At 60.6% G+C, this 16,351-nt stretch carries 19 protein-coding genes; 13 read left to right on the forward strand and 6 right to left on the reverse strand.

Annotation, left to right across the window (positions count from 1 at the left end; translation table 11 throughout):
* Positions 1-291: aldehyde dehydrogenase family protein (locus FHL16_RS28270; RefSeq protein ID WP_138739088.1), on the reverse strand; the 291-nt coding region annotated here is incomplete at its 3' end.
* Between the two features lie 316 nt (positions 292-607).
* On the opposite strand from FHL16_RS28270, the gene FHL16_RS28275 reads away from it, so the two are divergent.
* The 4 genes from FHL16_RS28275 to FHL16_RS28295 all read left to right on the forward strand — a co-directional run bounded on the left by FHL16_RS28275 (position 608) and on the right by FHL16_RS28295 (position 4,960).
* Entirely contained in the window at positions 608-2,521 is a 1,914-nt protein-coding gene (locus FHL16_RS28275; RefSeq protein WP_010467347.1) for a sigma-54-dependent Fis family transcriptional regulator, read from the forward strand.
* A gap of 183 nt (positions 2,522-2,704) precedes the next feature.
* Complete coding sequence (gene mpl, locus FHL16_RS28285; RefSeq protein WP_077749936.1) at positions 2,705-4,054, forward strand: UDP-N-acetylmuramate:L-alanyl-gamma-D-glutamyl-meso-diaminopimelate ligase; 1,350 nt, start codon at positions 2,705-2,707, stop codon at positions 4,052-4,054.
* Positions 4,051-4,683 carry a flavin prenyltransferase UbiX gene (gene ubiX / locus FHL16_RS28290; protein ID WP_010467349.1) on the forward strand — a complete coding sequence of 211 codons (633 nt, stop codon included), beginning with the start codon at positions 4,051-4,053 and terminating at the stop codon, positions 4,681-4,683. Before mpl ends, ubiX begins: the two co-directional genes overlap by 4 nt.
* Complete coding sequence (locus tag FHL16_RS28295; protein WP_010467350.1) at positions 4,676-4,960, forward strand: YceK/YidQ family lipoprotein; 285 nt, start codon at positions 4,676-4,678, stop codon at positions 4,958-4,960. Before ubiX ends, FHL16_RS28295 begins: the two co-directional genes overlap by 8 nt.
* A 117-nt stretch (positions 4,961-5,077) precedes the next feature.
* Here FHL16_RS28295 and FHL16_RS28300 read toward each other — a convergent pair whose 3' ends face one another.
* The 3 genes from FHL16_RS28300 to FHL16_RS28310 all read right to left on the reverse strand — a co-directional run bounded on the left by FHL16_RS28300 (position 5,078) and on the right by FHL16_RS28310 (position 8,036).
* On the reverse strand, positions 5,078-5,719 hold the full coding sequence (locus FHL16_RS28300; protein WP_010467351.1) for an oxidoreductase: 642 nt from the start codon (positions 5,717-5,719) through the stop codon (positions 5,078-5,080).
* Between the two features lie 27 nt (positions 5,720-5,746).
* Positions 5,747-7,465, reverse strand: coding sequence for a C13 family peptidase (locus FHL16_RS28305; RefSeq protein WP_077749937.1), 1,719 nt, complete (start codon positions 7,463-7,465; stop codon positions 5,747-5,749).
* Between the two features lie 115 nt (positions 7,466-7,580).
* Positions 7,581-8,036 carry a MaoC family dehydratase gene (locus FHL16_RS28310; protein WP_010467353.1) on the reverse strand — a complete coding sequence of 152 codons (456 nt, stop codon included), beginning with the start codon at positions 8,034-8,036 and terminating at the stop codon, positions 7,581-7,583.
* A gap of 197 nt (positions 8,037-8,233) precedes the next feature.
* Here FHL16_RS28310 and FHL16_RS28315 point away from each other — a divergent pair, with 197 nt between their 5' ends.
* The 5 genes from FHL16_RS28315 to FHL16_RS28335 all read left to right on the forward strand — a co-directional run bounded on the left by FHL16_RS28315 (position 8,234) and on the right by FHL16_RS28335 (position 10,904).
* Positions 8,234-8,596 carry a CidA/LrgA family protein gene (locus FHL16_RS28315; protein WP_010467354.1) on the forward strand — a complete coding sequence of 121 codons (363 nt, stop codon included), beginning with the start codon at positions 8,234-8,236 and terminating at the stop codon, positions 8,594-8,596.
* Positions 8,593-9,309: an LrgB family protein gene (locus FHL16_RS28320; protein ID WP_077749938.1), complete on the forward strand. Its 717-nt coding sequence runs from the start codon at positions 8,593-8,595 to the stop codon at positions 9,307-9,309. The genes FHL16_RS28315 and FHL16_RS28320 overlap by 4 nt, the downstream gene beginning before the upstream one ends.
* A 10-nt stretch (positions 9,310-9,319) precedes the next feature.
* Positions 9,320-9,910, forward strand: a complete 591-nt coding sequence (locus FHL16_RS28325) for an LON peptidase substrate-binding domain-containing protein (RefSeq protein WP_010467356.1) — start codon at positions 9,320-9,322, stop codon at positions 9,908-9,910.
* Between the two features lie 112 nt (positions 9,911-10,022).
* Positions 10,023-10,238 (forward strand): hypothetical protein, encoded by a 216-nt coding sequence (locus tag FHL16_RS28330; RefSeq protein WP_238706204.1) that lies wholly within the window; start codon positions 10,023-10,025, stop codon positions 10,236-10,238.
* An 87-nt stretch (positions 10,239-10,325) separates the two neighbouring features.
* Positions 10,326-10,904: a hypothetical protein gene (locus tag FHL16_RS28335; protein WP_010467358.1), complete on the forward strand. Its 579-nt coding sequence runs from the start codon at positions 10,326-10,328 to the stop codon at positions 10,902-10,904.
* Positions 10,905-10,957: 53 nt separating this feature from the next.
* Here FHL16_RS28335 and FHL16_RS28340 read toward each other — a convergent pair whose 3' ends face one another.
* Positions 10,958-12,274: a bifunctional DedA family/phosphatase PAP2 family protein gene (locus FHL16_RS28340; RefSeq protein WP_010467359.1), complete on the reverse strand. Its 1,317-nt coding sequence runs from the start codon at positions 12,272-12,274 to the stop codon at positions 10,958-10,960.
* 176 nt (positions 12,275-12,450) lie between these two features.
* Positions 12,451-13,149, reverse strand: a complete 699-nt coding sequence (locus FHL16_RS28345; protein WP_077749940.1) for a DNA-3-methyladenine glycosylase — start codon at positions 13,147-13,149, stop codon at positions 12,451-12,453.
* A 189-nt stretch (positions 13,150-13,338) separates the two neighbouring features.
* On the opposite strand from FHL16_RS28345, the gene FHL16_RS28350 reads away from it, so the two are divergent.
* The 4 genes from FHL16_RS28350 to rlmH all read left to right on the forward strand — a co-directional run bounded on the left by FHL16_RS28350 (position 13,339) and on the right by rlmH (position 16,346).
* Positions 13,339-14,610 (forward strand): glutamate-5-semialdehyde dehydrogenase, encoded by a 1,272-nt coding sequence (locus tag FHL16_RS28350; RefSeq protein ID WP_077749941.1) that lies wholly within the window; start codon positions 13,339-13,341, stop codon positions 14,608-14,610.
* A gap of 1 nt (position 14,611) precedes the next feature.
* Positions 14,612-15,301, forward strand: a complete 690-nt coding sequence (gene nadD, locus FHL16_RS28355; RefSeq protein ID WP_177346260.1) for a nicotinate-nucleotide adenylyltransferase — start codon at positions 14,612-14,614, stop codon at positions 15,299-15,301.
* A 73-nt stretch (positions 15,302-15,374) separates the two neighbouring features.
* Entirely contained in the window at positions 15,375-15,869 is a 495-nt protein-coding gene (rsfS, locus tag FHL16_RS28360) for a ribosome silencing factor (protein ID WP_010467363.1), read from the forward strand.
* A gap of 9 nt (positions 15,870-15,878) precedes the next feature.
* Positions 15,879-16,346, forward strand: coding sequence for a 23S rRNA (pseudouridine(1915)-N(3))-methyltransferase RlmH (gene rlmH, locus FHL16_RS28365; protein ID WP_007937439.1), 468 nt, complete (start codon positions 15,879-15,881; stop codon positions 16,344-16,346).
* The last annotated feature ends 5 nt before the right edge of the window (positions 16,347-16,351 follow it).

A 16,351-nucleotide genomic window follows, 5' to 3' on the forward strand; every position in this document is an offset into this window, starting at 1 on the left:
GATTTCCAGGTTCTGTTCAATGCGGTCGGCGATTTTCAGCAGCACCAGCGAGCGCGCCTGGGCGGACGTGGCGCCCCAGGCATCGGCAGCGGCGTGGGCGGCGTCCAGGGCTTTGTCGATGTCTTCGGCCGTGGAGCGCGGGAATTCGGCAATCGGTTGGCCATTCACGGGCGAGGTATTGGTGAAGTACTGACCTTTGACAGGCGCGACGAACTCGCCGCCGATGTAGTTACCGTATTTGCTCTTGAACGAAACGATAGCGCCTTCAGTACCGGGGTGAGCGTAACGCATGGTGATTTCTCCTTGGCTTTTTGTGCTTATAAGGGAGAGCGCATGTGCGCTTGCTATAAGCGTAGAGCAAAGGTCGGGCCACTGCCCTGCAGGTCAGGCAAATCAAGGTCTTGCGCGTTTTTTGTCGGACGGGCGGGCGGCGCCTGTGACGATTCCGGTACAGCCCTCGTGACACTTTGTACCGCTTGTGGCACAGCTTGTGACCGGGCGGTCTTGCCAGCATTGCAATGCGCCGATGGCTGGAGGATGCTGGGCCACAAGATGTGTGTCAGCCCTTGATGGGGTTCAGCACAGCTCTCGGAGAGAACAATAAGAAATGCACGACAACCATTTGAGTCGCCATGCCCAACAAGTCTTGACCGTCACCCAGGGCAAATCCCACCTGCACGGTCCTGGCAGCGACCCGTCCATCGCCCGTTCATGGCTGCGCTGCCTTGAGGATTATCACCTCGACCCGGCCCTGACGATGGCGCCGACGGTGCTGGAACACGGCCGGGTGCTGGAAAGCCGCGAACGCTTGCAGCAAGTGCTGCACATCGCCGGCAGCGAAATGACCAGTCTGCATCAGCAACTTTCCGGCGCCGGCCACGCCGTGCTGCTCACCGACGCCCGTGGGGTGATCCTCAACTGCGTCACCGCACCGGCCGAACGGAAAATCTTCGAGCGCGCCGGCCTGTGGCTTGGCGCCGACTGGAGCGAAGCCTGCGAAGGCACCAACGGCATCGGCACCTGCCTGGTGGAGCGCCAGTCGCTGACCATTCACCAGGATGAACACTTTCGCGGCCGCCACACCGGCCTGACGTGCTCGGCGAGCCCGGTGTTCGACCCTCACGGCGAGCTGCTGGCGGTTCTCGATGTGTCCTCGGCGCGTCACGAAGTCTCACGTCAAAGCCAGTTCCACACCATGGCCCTGGTCAATCTCTCGGCGAAGATGATCGAGAGCTGCTATTTCCTGCGCTACTTCGACAATCAATGGTTGCTGCGCTTTCACCTGCAAGCCGAATCCGTCGGGCTGTTCAGCGAAGGCTTGCTGGCGTTCGACGGGGAAGGGCGGATCAGCGCGGTCAACCAGAGTGCGCTGAACTTGCTGGGGCATATTCGCGGTGGATTGCTGGGCAAGCCGGTGGAGGCGTTTTTCGATTGCTCGCTGGATGACTTGCTCGGCCGCGCCAGTGTCAACGCCAGCGCCAGTTGGCCGTTGCGCACCCGTGATGGGCGGAGTCTGTTTGCCGTGTTGCGCGGGCAGCCGCGCAGCATTCCGGTGCCGGTGGTGCCAGGTCCGACAATTGCCGAGCGTCCGCGCCTGTCGGGCATCTGCCTGGGCGATGCCGCGTTGCAGGAAGATTTCCGCAAATCCTTGAGAGTTTTCGAGCGAGACGTGCCGCTGTTGATCAATGGCGAAACCGGTTCCGGCAAAGAAGCCTTTGCCAAAGCCGTGCATCAGGCCAGCCAGCGGGCCGACAAGGCGTTCGTCGCCCTGAACTGCGCGGCGATCCCTGAAAGCCTGATCGAGAGCGAACTGTTTGGTTATCGCGGCGGCAGCTTTACCGGCGCGCGCAAGGAAGGCATGCGCGGCAAGTTGCAGCAGGCGGACGGCGGCACACTGTTCCTCGATGAAATCGGCGACATGCCGTTGGCGTTGCAAACCCGGCTATTAAGGGTGCTGGAAGATCGTCAGGTGGTGCCGATTGGCGGCGAGCCGGAGTCGGTCAATGTGCGGATCATCAGCGCCACTCACCGCCATTTACTGGAGCGGGTGCAGGACGGCAGCTTCCGCGAGGATTTGTATTACCGGCTCAATGGGCTGGAGATCGCATTGCCGGCGTTGCGTGAGCGAAGTGATAAATCGCAGTTGCTTGATTTTCTGCTGGCCGAGGAAGCGGGCGCTGAGACGGTGCTGATCGATGAGCCGGCCCGGCAAGCCTTGCTGGGTTTCGCCTGGCCGGGGAACGTGCGGCAGTTGCGCAATGTGCTGCGCACCTTGGCGGCGTTGTGTGACGACGGACGGATCGGGCTGGAGGATTTGCCGGTGATGATTCGTCAGGTTCGACCGGTGCCGGTTGTGGCCGTTGAAGAGACTTCCGAACATCCGCTGGACGATGCCGAGCGGCTGGCGTTGCTCAATGCGCTGGAGCAGACCCGTTGGCACATGACCCATACCGCCGAGCAGCTCGGCGTCAGCCGTAACACCCTCTATCGAAAACTGCGCAAACACGGCATCGCCCGCTAGGCACGCCGTCACACTGTAGGAGCGAGGCTTGCCCGCGAAGAACGATTACGCGGTGTACTGGCGGAATCGTGTTATGGCCTTCGCGGGCAAGCCTCGCTGCTGCGGGTTTTGCGTTGACCCGAAACAAAGGTGCGAATTTCCCCTCCCTACGCTAACCTGCGGCCATGTTTTACGAGGTCGACTATGCATATTCATATTCTTGGTATCTGCGGCACTTTCATGGGTTCGATGGCGGTTCTGGCCAAAGAGCTGGGCCATCACGTGACGGGCTCCGATGCCAACGTCTATCCGCCGATGAGCACTCAGCTTGAAGCGCAGGGCATTGAGTTGACCCAAGGCTACGACCCCGCCCAACTCGATCCGGCGCCGGATCTGGTGGTGATCGGCAACGCCATGTCGCGCGGCAACCCGGCCGTCGAATACGTGTTGAACAAAGGCCTGCCCTACGTCTCCGGCCCGCAATGGCTGGCCGACCACGTGCTGCAAGGTCGCTGGGTCCTGGCCGTCGCCGGCACCCATGGTAAAACCACCACCAGCAGCATGCTTGCCTGGGTCTTGGAGCATGCGGGCATGAGCCCGGGCTTCCTGATCGGCGGCGTGCCGCAGAACTTCTCGGTGTCGGCGCGTCTGGGTGACACACCGTTCTTCGTCATCGAAGCCGACGAGTACGACAGCGCGTTCTTCGACAAGCGCTCCAAGTTCGTTCACTACCGCCCGCGCACGGCCATTCTGAACAACCTGGAATACGATCACGCCGACATCTTCCCGGATTTGCCCGCCATTGAGCGGCAGTTCCACCACTTGGTGCGAACCATTCCGAGCGAAGGCCTGGTGATTCACCCGACCACCGAGCCAGCGTTGCAGCGCGTCATCGAGATGGGCTGCTGGACCCCGGTGCAAACCACCGGTGCCGGCGGTCAGTGGCAGGTCAAGCTGCTGAGCGAAGACGGCTCCAGGTTCGAAGTGATGTTCGAAGGCGTCGCCCAAGGCGTCGTCGATTGGGACATGACCGGCCAGCACAACGTCGCCAACGCCCTGGCCACCCTGGCGGCTGCTCGCCACGTCGGCGTTGTACCGTCGATAGGCATCGCTGCATTGAGCGCCTTCAAAAGCGTGAAACGCCGGATGGAGAAAGTCGCCGAGGTTCGCGGCATTACCATCTACGACGACTTCGCTCACCACCCGACGGCCATTGCGACGACCCTCGACGGCCTGCGCAAACGCATCGGTGATGCGCCGTTGATTGCGATCATCGAGCCGCGCTCCAACTCCATGAAGCTCGGCGCTCACCGCGACGGCTTGCCGGAAAGCGTGGTCGATGCCGATCAAGTGATCTGGTATGCCCCCGCCAACCTCGGTTGGGACCTGGGCGCGACCGCCGCGTTGTGCACGGTGCCGTCGATCGTCAGCGACTCCCTGGAAGGCATCATCGAGCGCGTGAAGAGCCAGGCCCAGCCCGGCACCCACGTGGTGATCATGAGCAACGGCGGCTTCGGCGGCCTGCACGGCAAACTCGCCGAGGCGCTGCAATGAACAACGGCCCGGAACGCATCACCCTCGCGATGACGGGCGCTTCGGGCGCCCAGTACGGTTTACGTCTGCTCGACTGCCTGATCCGCGAAGACCGCGAGGTGCATTTCCTGATCTCCAAGGCGGCGCAACTGGTGATGGCCACCGAGACTGACGTCACGCTGCCGGCCAAACCGCAGACGATGCAGGCCTTCCTCACTGAGTACACCGGTGCGGCCGCCGGGCAGATCAAGGTGTACGGCAAGGAAGACTGGATGTCGCCAGTGGCCTCGGGGTCTGGTGCGCCCGCGGCGATGGTGGTGGTGCCGTGTTCCACCGGAACCTTGTCCGCGATCGCGACCGGTGCCTGCAACAACCTGATCGAGCGGGCTGCCGACGTGACGTTGAAAGAGCGTCGCCAGCTGATTCTGGTGCCGCGTGAAGCGCCGTATTCGAGCATTCATCTGGAGCACATGCTCAAGCTGTCGAACATGGGCGTGACGATATTGCCGGCGTCACCGGGCTTTTATCATCAGCCGCAGACGATCGATGACTTGATCGACTTTGTCGTGGCGCGGATTCTCAATCTGCTGAACATCCCGCAAGACATGCTGCCGCGCTGGGGCGAACACCATTTGAGCAGCGATGAATAAGCTGCTGATTGTTCTGTTGGCCCTGCAATTGGGGGGCTGCGCCACGGCGCGCACGCTGGACGCGGCCAAGCCTGGGGCGCCAGTGGTGTACGCGGGGACGCGCCTGGATTTGTATGCCCTGAATGGCGGTTGCTGCGCCATGGACCGGTTTGGCGCCGAAGCGCCGAGCTACCCCGGCGTCGACCTGCCGGCCAGCGCGTTGCTCGACACGCTGTTATTGCCGTTGTCATTGCTGACGGTGATCGGGGTGAGTTTCCAGGCGACGGGCGGGTTGTAGCGTTCGGCTTTGAATCGGTGTGCGCCCTTCGCGGGCAAGCCTCGCTCCTACGGGTTCTCCGTTGCCTGTGTAGGAGCGAGGTTTGCCCGCGAAGGCGCCCTCTCAGACACCAAAGGATTATTTGCCTAGCTTGCGCAGTTCATCCGATTCGACAATCCGTACCCCATCCTGCTCTTCCAGCGCCAGTCTCCACATGGCGCGAGCCAGTTGGCAGGCTTCGATGCCGCGGTACTTGCCAGGGATCAAGCGCGACAACGGCCCGACGAGTTGCTCGGCCGTGCGCGGTTCCAGTCGATCGCCCAGCAACAACGAAGGTCGGCAAATGGTCAGCTGCGGCCAGTCCTGCGCGCGCAATGCGTACTCCATCTCGCCTTTGACCCGGTTGTAGAAAATCGAGGATCTGCGATCGGCCCCCAGGGCACTGATCACGATCAGGTGCCGGGCACCCATTTCCCGTGCACGTTTGGCGAACGCCACCACCATGTCCAGGTCGACCGCACGAAAGGCTTGTTCGGAGCCAGCCTGCTTGATTGTGGTGCCGAGGCAGCAGTAGGCGATGTCGACGCGACCGTTCAGTTGCGGCAGAAACGCCGCCGCGTCGCCGACCGGGTTTTCCAGATGGGGATGCTCGGCCAGTGGCCGGCGTGAGGGGGCCAGTACCCTTGAAATCGTTGGCTCATTGAGCAGGCGATCAAGCAGATGTTCGCCGGTCAACCCGGTAGCTCCGGCAAGCAGTACATGCTGAGGCGTCAAGTACATAGTGTTTCCCCCTTGATACTGTTCAGCTTAGTTGCTCTTTGCATCCTTGCTGCTGATAGAGACACTTTGTAGCGCTTTTCGTGCCTGCTGTTTGCGCAAGAGTTGCCAGTGCGAGAGGACCGTTTTCGGCGCCCAGAGCTGCGGTTCAGAGGCCTCGAAGCCGTCAGCGAGTTCACGCTCTGCCACCGTGGCCTTGGCCAGCTTGAAGGCATGCTCCAGGTCGTCGGTCTGGTTCAGCGCCTGGGCGAACAGCGCGTCGCCGAAGTAGGTGAAATTGGCTTCTTCCGAGCAACCGAAGGACACCCGATCAGCGCGCGAGGCGGTCATGATCAGCGTGCGTTCATCCTTGAGCGCGGGGATGAAGCCGCCGGAATAGCAGGACGAAATCACCACGATCTTGTCGCGGTTCTTCAAGGGCGCGAGCACGGCGGCGAGTTCGTCGGCCGGCAGGTCGGCCAGCTCCATGCGCGGCTGGTCGAGCACCAGTTCATGTTCGCTGCTGCCATGGCTGGTCAGGTAGATGAAGATCAAGTCTTCCGGGCCACTGCGTTCGGCCAGGGTCATTGCGGCGCGGCGCAGGTTTTCCCGGGTGGCCATCGGCCGGTCGACGAGGTGATCGCGATGGTTCACCAGGCGGATCTGGCCGAAGGCGCCGAAGCGGCTGCTGAGCATGTTGCTGACATAATCGGACTCGCGCAGGAACACGCTCTGCTTGCCGTCGCCGCCCAGGGTCAAGGTGTACAGCTCGACCATCGGGGTCGAGGCTGGCACGTTGGACAGAGCGTCATCGAGTAACCGACCCTGGGCCAGCAAGCCGAGCTCCAGGGTGTCGGGCAGCAACTTGCCGTCGGCATCGCGAACACGCTGGCCATTGACCCACGTTCCGCTTTGCACCGTGCCGTCGGTGAGCACCAGGGTGCCGCGCCCCGAGTAGCTGTCATTGTCGAACTGGCCGATGTAGAAGCTGCCGTCGGGCAGGTTCAATCGACCCTGGCCGGTAAAGCGCCAGTCGCTGAACTGGCCGATGTAATGACTGCCGTCAGCGCCGATCAACTCGCCCTTGCCGTTCAGCGAGCCTTCCTTGAACTGGCCCAGCCAGACATCGCCGTCGGCGTTTTCGTAGCGGCCCTTGCCGTGCAGTTGATTGTTCTTGAAGCCGCCGACATAGATGTCGCCGTCGGCGCTGTTGAAGGTCCCGTTGCCTTCCAGCTGACCGTCCTTGAAGTGCCCGGTGAACTGATTGCCGCTGGCGTCGCCGCGCTGCCCTTCACCGTTGGGTTTGCCGTTGGCGAACTGGCCCTGGTAGGAACTGCCGTCGTCGAGTTCGAGACGCCCGAGCCCTGAATATTGATCGGCCTTGAATTCACCGCGATAGGTCATCGCGTTTTCTTTTAGCGTGCCTTCACCGTCACGGCGGCCGAGTTTGAATCCGCCGGTGTAGCTGCTGCCGCTGGTGGTCAGTGTGCCCTTGCCGTCAAACAGGCCTTGATTGAATTGGCCCCGATAGACTTCGCCGTTGCTGCCATGCCATTCGCCCTGGCCATGCCATTGCCCCTTGTCGAACTCGCCGGCGTACCAGCTGCCGTTGGGGTAGTCGATGCGGCCCTGGCCTTGCAACAAGCCGTTGACCAGATCACCGCGATAGCGCCCGCCGTCCGGCAAGCGGGCATCCGGGGGCAGCAGCGATTCGCCGTCGCCGCAAGCGGTGAGCAACAGGGTCAGGGCGAGGAGTGCAAGTGAGCGCATAGCGGGATCCGGGCAATTATGCGACGGAGTATGCCGCAGCTATGTGTCGCATTTATAGAGACACGGCAGAGACACGGCGCGAAACAGCGTGAGCTGTTTCGCAATCAGACCTGTGTCAGACGAAACAGAGGGACAGCGGCTCGGCGATATACGCCGGTTTGTCCGAGCCTTCGATTTCAAGCGTGGCGGTGGCTTTGAGCAGCCATTGGCCGGGTTTTTTCTCGATGACTTCGTTCATGTCGACCTTGAGCCGAACCCTGGAGTTGACCTTTACTGGCTGGATGAAGCGCACGCTGTCCAGGCCATAGTTGACCACCATCTTCGCCCCTTGAGGGAGGATCAGGATGTCTTCCATCAGTTTCGGGATCAGCGACAGTGACAGGAATCCGTGTGCAATGGTGCTGCCAAATGGCGTTTGCGCGGCTTTGACCGGGTCGACGTGAATAAACTGATAATCGCCTGTGGCTTCTGCGAACAGGTTGATGCGCTCCTGATCGATGGTGAGCCATTCGGAACGTCCGAGTTCCTTGCCGACATAATCTTTGAGCTCTGCAACGGGAACATAGGGCATTGAGACTCTCCTTGGGTTTCATCGGATTTATAGTTTTTCGAGTGGGGGGATTTGGCCTCCCTGTGAACCACTTTAGATCAACATGGCAAATTGCTCCGGTCAACTGACCATGCTTTTGGCGAATGCCGATCCATAGCGTTGACGTGCTTATAATGCCCGGCCCCTTTTTGGTGGGGCGCGCGTGCGGGAGATGCTGGATGTTGTTACGTGGCCTGACCTGGCTGGTGCTGTTCCAATTGCTGGGCACAGCCATCAACCATTTGTTTTTACCGGTACTGCCCGGGCCGATTGTCGGCCTGCTGCTGTTGCTGGTGTACCTGATTTCGCGCGGGCAAGTCGGCGAGCCGTTGAACCTGGCCGCCAGCAGCCTGCTGCGCTATTTGCCTTTGCTGTTGGTGCCGCCGGCCGTGGGCGTGATGGTTTACGCCAAGGACATCGCCGCAGACTTCTGGGCCATTGCCGGCGCGCTGGTGTTGTCGCTGGTGCTGTCCATGGCGTTTGTCGGGGTGCTGATGCAGCGCATGGTCAAGCGTCATGCCCATCGCGGAGATCGCTCATGATCCTCGATTGGCAGGGTGCGCTGGACTCGGTGATTCATCACCCGTTGTTCGGCCTCGGCATTACGTTGGGCGCTTATCAACTGGTGCTGGCAGCCTTTGAAAAAACCCGCTGGATCTTTCTGCAACCGGTGCTGGTCTCCATGCTGTTGGTGATCGGTGTGCTGACGGTCTGTGGGATCACGTTTGTCGAGTACCGCAAGAGCACTGAGATCCTCAGCATCTTGCTCGGACCTGCGACCGTTGCGCTGGCAGTGCCGCTGTATCTCAATCTGCGACGCATTCGGCAGTTGTTCTGGCCGATTTTTACTACGCTGGTGATAGGCGGCGTGGTTGCCACGGGCATGGGCGTGTTGCTGGGTTGGTGGTTTGGCGCCGAACACATGATCCTGATGACGATGGCGCCGAAGTCAGTGACGTCGCCGATTGCCATGTTGGTGGCTGAGCAGATCGGTGGTGTCGCGGCGTTGGCCGCGGTGTTCGTGTTGATCACCGGCGTGATCGGTGCGATCTTCGGTCCGGGTATGCTGACCCGGCTGGGCGTGCACAGCCCTGAAGCCCGGGGCATGGCGCTGGGCATGACCGCCCATGCGGTCGGCACCTCGGTGGCCTTGCAGGAAAGTGAAGAATGCGGCGCTTTCGCGGCGCTGGCGATGAGTCTGATGGGCGTGGCCACGGCGGTGTTCCTGCCGTTGGCGGTGTCGATGGTGGTTTAAGGATATGTCTATGAGCTTGCCGCTTTTTCCGCTGAACACTGTGCTGTTTCCTGGCTGCATCCTCGACTTGCAGATCTTCGAGGCGCGCTACCTGGACATGATCGGCAGTTGCATGAAAAAGGGCGTCGGCTTCGGCGTTGTGTGCATTCTCGACGGCGAAGAAGTGGGCATCGCACCTGCGGGCTATGCGCTGGTCGGCTGTGAAGCGTTGATCACTGATTTCAAACAACAGGACAATGGCCTGCTGGGCATTCGCGTGCAGGGCGGGCGGCGTTTTCATGTGTTGCGCACCGAGGTACAGCGCGATCAATTGACCGTCGCTGAGGTCGAGTGGCTGGAAGACGAACCTGAACAGCCGCTGCAGGATGAGGATGCGGACCTGGTCGCCCTGCTCAAGGCATTGGCAGAACACCCGATGGTCGAAGCCTTGAACATGGGCACCGAAGCGACCGGGCAACAGTCGCTGGCCAATCAGCTGGCCTATCTGCTGCCGTTTGCCGAAGTGGACAAGATCGACCTGCTGCAACTCGATGATCCCCAGCAGCGGCTGGATGCGATCCAGGCGCTGTTGGACGAGTTGCAAGGTGAGTTGTTTGCCTAGTTGTACTTTGTATTAAGTTCTCCGGTTCGCCACTATTGTCTTCGTAAAGCTCAGTCAGTAGTTTGCAGTTATTCGCATGGAGCGGATAACGGTTAACTATATGGATGTGGTTATGACGCTATATGAAGATGAATGGATGTTCTGGGATGATATTGCCGGGCGCTATATTTTAAAGCACGCGAGCAACGATCCGAATACGGCTAATATTATTGATGCCGCTGCTTACTATGCCGACTCAATGGTTGTCGCTCGACGTAAGCGCAAGCGCGTAAAACTTCCAGTCTCCGGTACTGCTGTCGAGACTTCAAGCGCTCCGACGGCTCTTTAGTACACGACTTATAAACTATTCGGCAACGGACTGGGTTTTGCGCGTCTTGCTGAAAAAAATTGAGTGAACAGCATCTTGAGGTGATTGATGTCCCTGGAAAATCAAAGCAGTGCATTTACCGCTAATCTTTACGTCAACGGCACGCCGGTGGTGCTCAACCAGCAGCGCCTGAAGCTTAGGCTGCGTGACCCGCGAATCACCCGGCGCGAACGCCTGGACGTGGAGGTGGCATTGGCGAGTGACGACAGCACAAGTATTCTGACGCTCGCCGATCATGAGGATGACAAGCCTCTATTGTTGAAGTTTGTGCCCAAGGCTGGCAAGTATGAAGTGCTGGCCGTTATTCGAGGCGCCTATGAAGGTGGTCATTTGACGGTTAATGTCGGAACCCGTCATCTATATATGAATAGCGGTTCGGAAGGTGCCAGGTTTTCAATACGCAAGCATGGGGTGGACCAAGCGAGTTTCGATGATTTTGCTGCCGGTCCAGGGTATGTGCAGCTTGTGAGTGAGCTTAATGGTCGGCCGCTCTATCTGGCAAACGACAAGGGAAAAGTGCATTTTAAAGATGTTGATCCTAATACCTCCAAGCATGATGCGTTCAACAATGATCCCGTCAACTTCGTGATCAAGATTGTTGATAAGCCGGGTGAGGAGCGCAAATAAAAAAACGCCATCAGTTTTGCAAGCTGATGGCGTGTACCTCATCAGGCAACAGCCTAATACGCATATCTCAACATTGCATTCGGCAAATGTCGCAATGCAAAGAACCCGAACAACGCCACCATCGCCGGCAATACCAGCCACCAGATCTTGGGTGGCATGGCATTGAGCGGTGTCTGGCGCTGGCTCAGCCACAAGCTGGCGGCACACACGCACGCCGCCAGCATCGCGCCGGCCAATATATCCGTTGGCCAATGTGCGCCCAGGTACACCCGGGACAGGGCGATTGTCAGGGCCGGCAAACAACCCAGCAGCAACCAGGTCAGGCGCATCCGCGGCGGCTGACCGCGACCGGCCAGCACGGCGAGGGTCAGGAACAACGCGAAGGCGCCCGATGCATGGCCGCTGGGCATGCTGTAGCTGGTCAGCGGATCGCTCAGTACTTCCGGGCGCACGCGGGCGAAAAATTGTTTGGTGAACGTGTTGCCGAGCGCGGTGAAGAGCAGGGTGCCGCCGGCGAAAATCGCCTGGCGCCACTGCCGGGTGAGCAACAGCAAGCCGGTCAGCAGGGCGCTGAACACCAGCATGTTGCGGAATTCGCCGATCAGCGTGAAGGTGACGGCCAGTTCATCGAGCATCGGGCTGCGATGTTCCTGCACCAGGGTCATCACGCCTTGGTCGAGCGCGGTGAGGTGCGGGTAGCCGATAAACAGCCCTGCCAGAATTAACAGGCCGAGGCCGGCTATATAGGCGGTGGCGTGGCGATGGCGGCGCAGGCTGCTGGTTACGCTCAAGCCGATCATTACCGCAATGCTGCCGGCGACGATTCCTGCCTCAGGCCAGAACCCGTCGGGCAATGGCAAGCGAATCGCTGCGCCCGTGGCCCAGCCAGGCAGCAAGTAAGCGACGCTCCAGCCCGCGGCGGCCAACAAACTGACAGCGGCGAAACGCGGGAACGGCATGTCGAACATCCCGGCAACCATCGGCAGCATCGGGCGTAGCGGGCCGATAAAACGTCCGACCAACAGGCTGGCAATACCGTATCGCTGGAAATACGCCTCGGCGCCGGCGATCCATTCCGGATGGTGGCGCAACCCCGGCAGGCGCCGGATATTCTGGTGAAAATGTCGACCGATGAAGTACGAAACGATGTCGCCCAGCACGCCAGCGGTAAACCCCAGCAATAGCGTTTCGCTCAATGACAGCGCCCCGCTGCCGGCCAGTACCGCCACGGCGAACAGCAACACTGTGCCGGGCACAATCAGCCCGGCAATCGCCAGGCACTCCACGAATGCCACGATGAACACCGCCGCGGCCAGCCATTGCGGGTTAGCCGCCAGCCAACCGGTCACGCTATCGAGCCATGGGCCCATAAAAACAACTCCCTCTGATGTTCAATTGGGCTCGAAAGGCGCGCACGCAACCTTCCAGGCACCACAAGTCCCCTGTAGGAGCGAGCCTGCTCGCGATAGCGGACTGACATTCGAAACCGATGTCGCCTGATACTTGCTATCGCGATCAGGCTCGCTCCCACAGGGATTTTCCATCTTCAAGTCAGCAAAAAATAATCGCGACCTTCGACCTGCCCCCGTCGTAGCGGGTTCCGCGTGCAATGTGGCGCGTAAGCCGCATCGACGAAGCGATACATCAAATGTTCGTCGCGTCCGTGGGGAATGCCCAGGCGCGTGGTCTGGATGATCTGAGCAGGCGCCGGGCCGACGTCTTCGACCAGCAACACATCATGGTCAAAACGCTTGGCATCCCAGACGGGCACCTTCAACCCCAGCGACTTGCACAACAATGTCTGCCCGGCGCAGAGCTTTTGCGTCGGGCGAGGACGACCCTGGGCGTCGGGATTGTTCAACAGCATCTGCGCCAGGCTCGCTGGCCCGCTTAGCTCGTCGACCCACGGATAGGCAGATTTGATCAGCACCGCGTTGCCCGGCCCCTGGGCGCTGAAGTTCAGGGAATCACCGCCGCGGGCGTAATACATATAGATGTGCCCGCCATCCAGAAACAAAGCCTTACGCTTTTCTGTGTAGCCGAGGGACGCGTGGCTGCCTTTTTCGTCGCAGTAATAGGCTTCGGTTTCGATAATCCGGGCGCTCAGCCACAGGTCGCCGACCCTGTGACGGATGACCTTGCCCAGTAAATCCCGGGCCAGGGTTTGCGCATCGCGGTCAAAAAATGCGTCCGGGAGCCCCATGGGGAGGCGTACAGCGGACGCTCGAACAGTCAGGTTGGACATGATGAACGGTGTTTATCAAGGCTGATTGAGTCGTGATGATAACAATGTGCAGCTTAATCCCGGCTGAACGTCGGCAAATTGCCCTCCATTTCGACCATCCGCCCGTCACCGCTGTTAGTCCCGGGACGCGACAGCTATAATCTGCCGCTTTACTCTTTACCAAGACCTTAGCAAAGACCCCCACAGACCATGACTGAGTCCGTTCTTGACTATATGACCCGCCTGGGTCGCGCCGCCCGCGAGGCTTCTCGCGTCATTGGCCGTGCCAGCACTGCGCAGAAGAACCGCGCGTTGCAGGCGGCTGCCAATGCGCTGGACGCTGCACGCGCCGAGCTGACGGCTGCCAATGAACTGGATTTGGCCGCAGGCCGCGCCAATGGTCTTGAGCTGGCATTGCTTGAGCGTCTGGCGCTGACCCCGGAGCGCATCGACGGCATGATCGTCGGTTTGCGTCAGGTGGCGGCACTGCCGGACCCGGTCGGCGCGATTCGCGACATGAGCTATCGGCCGTCGGGCATCCAGGTCGGCAAGATGCGCGTGCCGTTGGGCGTGATCGGGATCATCTACGAATCCCGGCCGAACGTAACCATCGATGCCGCGAGCCTTTGCCTGAAGTCGGGCAACGCGACGATCCTGCGTGGCGGTTCCGAGGCAATCAATTCCAATCGCGCCATTGCCGCCTGCATCCAGCGCGGCCTCGCCGAAGCCGAGCTGCCGGCTGCCGTGGTGCAAGTGGTCGAAACCACTGATCGTGCGGCCGTTGGCGCGTTGATCACCATGCCGGAATACGTCGACGTCATCGTGCCCCGTGGTGGCCGTGGTCTGATCGAACGCGTCAGCCGCGATGCCCGCGTGCCGGTGATCAAACACCTGGACGGCATCTGCCACGTCTACGTCAGCGCCCACGCCGATCTGCCGAAAGCCCAGCGCATCGCCTTCAATGCCAAGACTTACCGTTACGGCATCTGCGGTGCGATGGAAACGCTGCTGGTGGATCAAGCCGTTGCCAAGGATTTCCTGCCGTCGATGGCTGCACAGTTCCGCGAAAAAGGCGTCGAACTGCGCGGTTGCGAACGTACCCGGGTGATCATCGATGCCGTGGCGGCCAGCGAAGAAGACTGGGGCACCGAATACCTGGCGCCGATTCTTTCGATCCGCGTCGTTGACGGGCTGGACCAGGCGATCGAACACATCAATCAGTACGGTTCGCATCACACCGACTCGATCGTCAGCGAAAACCTCGCCGACACCCGGCGTTTTGTGGCGGAGGTCGATTCGTCATCGGTGATGATCAACACGCCGACCTGCTTCGCCGATGGCTTTGAATACGGATTGGGTGCCGAGATTGGCATTTCTACTGATAAGCTGCACGCCCGCGGCCCGGTGGGTCTCGAAGGTCTGACCTGCGAGAAGTACATCGTGGTCGGTGATGGCCAGTTGCGCGGCCAGGCGTCGGTCTGACTTGGGCGACCTCAAACCGTCAGCACCGCAAACCGCCAGCGAGCCTGCGCCAAGACGCATTGGCGTGCTGGGCGGGACGTTCGACCCGGTGCACATCGGCCATTTGCGCGGTGCGCTGGAAGTCGCTGAGTCGCTGGCGCTCGATGAGTTACGCCTGACACCCAGTGCCAGGCCGCCGCATCGCGGTACGCCGCAGGTGTCGGCAAAGGACCGTCTGGCGATGGTCGAGTGCGCGGTGGCCGGTGTGGCGCCGTTGGTGGTGGACGCCCGCGAATTGCAGCGGGACAAACCGTCCTACACCATCGACACCCTGGAACTGATGCGCGCCGAACTGGCCGCCTCTGACCAGGTTTTTCTACTTTTGGGCTGGGACGCATTTTGCGGCCTGCCCACTTGGCACCGCTGGGAAGAGTTGCTCCAGCATTGCCACATCCTGGTGCTGCAACGCCCGGATGCCGACAGCGAGCCGCCGGATGCCTTGCGCAATCTGTTGGCGGCACGCTCGGTGAGCGACCCGCTGGCCCTCAAAGGGCCGAGCGGACAGATTGCATTCGTCTGGCAGACGCCGCTCGCGGTATCCGCCACCCAGATCCGTCAACTGCTGGCCAGCGGTAAGTCGGTACGTTTCCTGGTGCCCGACGCGGTCCTGGCCTACATCGATGCGCACGGTCTCTACCGTGCGTCGAACTGAAAAGAGGGCACGCTTCCAGGCACGTAATGACGTGTATTGAAGCGCCCGAACATACGAGCAAAACGAGTTTTATATGACGAACAAAGACGTAACTAAAGTAAAGCGCAAAGGCACGTTCAAAAGCGCCCCGCTGCCTGAGCCGGTTCTCACCACTGAACCTTTGAAAGGTGACGAGCTGGTCAAGGTGGCCGTAGCCGCCCTGGAAGACGTGAAGGGCCAGGACATCCAGGTCATCGACGTTCGTGAAAAGCAGAGCATCACTGACTACATGATCATCGCGACCGGTACCTCCAACCGCCAGATCGGCGCGATGCTGGACAAGGTTCGCGAAGCCGTCAAAGCCCTGGGCGTCAAGCCACTGGGTGAAGAAGGCAAGGGCGACAGCGACTGGGTGCTGCTGGATATGGATGATGTCATCGTGCACATGATGACTGCCTCGGCTCGTCAGTTTTACGACCTCGAGCGTCTGTGGTCCGGTGCAGAGCAGAGCCGTGCTCTGAACGCGGCTCACCACAGCCCGGAAAACACCCATGAGCACTTCGTCAAGCTCAACAAAGACCAGCAATAAGGGACCGCTGTGCGACTGCGACTGATCGCCGTCGGCTCCCGCATGCCCAAGTGGGTGGAAGAAGGCTGGCATGAATATGCCAAGCGTCTTCCGTCCGAGCTGGCGCTGGAACTGGTGGAAATACCGCTCAACACCCGTGGCAAGAACGCCGACGTGGCGCGCTTCATCCGTCAGGAAGGCGAAGCCATGCTGGCCAAGGTCGGGCCGAATGAGCGTGTTGTGACCCTGGAAGTCCACGGCAAGCCCTGGAGCACCGAGCAGTTGGCGGTCGAGCTCGATCGCTGGCGGCTGGACTCGCGCACGGTGAACTTCATGGTCGGCGGCCCCGAAGGGCTGGCGCCGGAAGTCTGTGCGCGGGCCGATCAGCGCTGGTCGTTGTCGCCGTTGACGTTGCCGCACCCGCTGGTGCGGATTCTGATCGGTGAACAGCTGTATCGTGCCTGGACAGTTCTGTCCGGCCACCCTTACCACAAGTAGTTCTG

It is taken from the genome of Pseudomonas sp. FSL W5-0299 (assembly GCF_005930655.1).
Taxonomy (GTDB): Bacteria; Pseudomonadota; Gammaproteobacteria; order Pseudomonadales; family Pseudomonadaceae; genus Aquipseudomonas; species Aquipseudomonas mandelii.

Excerpts from the sequence above, each read along its gene's own strand:
- rsfS (WP_010467363.1), top strand. The coding sequence starts at position 15,375 with ATGACGAACAAAGACGTAACTAAAGTAAAGCGCAAAGGCACGTTCAAA.
- FHL16_RS28345 (WP_077749940.1), bottom strand. The coding sequence starts at position 13,149 with ATGTCCAACCTGACTGTTCGAGCGTCCGCTGTACGCCTCCCCATGGGG.
- mpl (WP_077749936.1), top strand. The coding sequence starts at position 2,705 with ATGCATATTCATATTCTTGGTATCTGCGGCACTTTCATGGGTTCGATG.
- FHL16_RS28330 (WP_238706204.1), top strand. The coding sequence starts at position 10,023 with ATGACGCTATATGAAGATGAATGGATGTTCTGGGATGATATTGCCGGG.
- FHL16_RS28335 (WP_010467358.1), top strand. The coding sequence starts at position 10,326 with ATGTCCCTGGAAAATCAAAGCAGTGCATTTACCGCTAATCTTTACGTC.
- FHL16_RS28300 (WP_010467351.1), bottom strand. The coding sequence starts at position 5,719 with ATGTACTTGACGCCTCAGCATGTACTGCTTGCCGGAGCTACCGGGTTG.
- FHL16_RS28340 (WP_010467359.1), bottom strand. The coding sequence starts at position 12,274 with ATGGGCCCATGGCTCGATAGCGTGACCGGTTGGCTGGCGGCTAACCCG.
- FHL16_RS28320 (WP_077749938.1), top strand. The coding sequence starts at position 8,593 with ATGATCCTCGATTGGCAGGGTGCGCTGGACTCGGTGATTCATCACCCG.
- FHL16_RS28310 (WP_010467353.1), bottom strand. The coding sequence starts at position 8,036 with ATGCCCTATGTTCCCGTTGCAGAGCTCAAAGATTATGTCGGCAAGGAA.
- FHL16_RS28275 (WP_010467347.1), top strand. The coding sequence starts at position 608 with ATGCACGACAACCATTTGAGTCGCCATGCCCAACAAGTCTTGACCGTC.
- FHL16_RS28315 (WP_010467354.1), top strand. The coding sequence starts at position 8,234 with ATGTTGTTACGTGGCCTGACCTGGCTGGTGCTGTTCCAATTGCTGGGC.
- FHL16_RS28350 (WP_077749941.1), top strand. The coding sequence starts at position 13,339 with ATGACTGAGTCCGTTCTTGACTATATGACCCGCCTGGGTCGCGCCGCC.
- ubiX (WP_010467349.1), top strand. The coding sequence starts at position 4,051 with ATGAACAACGGCCCGGAACGCATCACCCTCGCGATGACGGGCGCTTCG.
- FHL16_RS28305 (WP_077749937.1), bottom strand. The coding sequence starts at position 7,465 with ATGCGCTCACTTGCACTCCTCGCCCTGACCCTGTTGCTCACCGCTTGC.
- FHL16_RS28325 (WP_010467356.1), top strand. The coding sequence starts at position 9,320 with ATGAGCTTGCCGCTTTTTCCGCTGAACACTGTGCTGTTTCCTGGCTGC.
- FHL16_RS28295 (WP_010467350.1), top strand. The coding sequence starts at position 4,676 with ATGAATAAGCTGCTGATTGTTCTGTTGGCCCTGCAATTGGGGGGCTGC.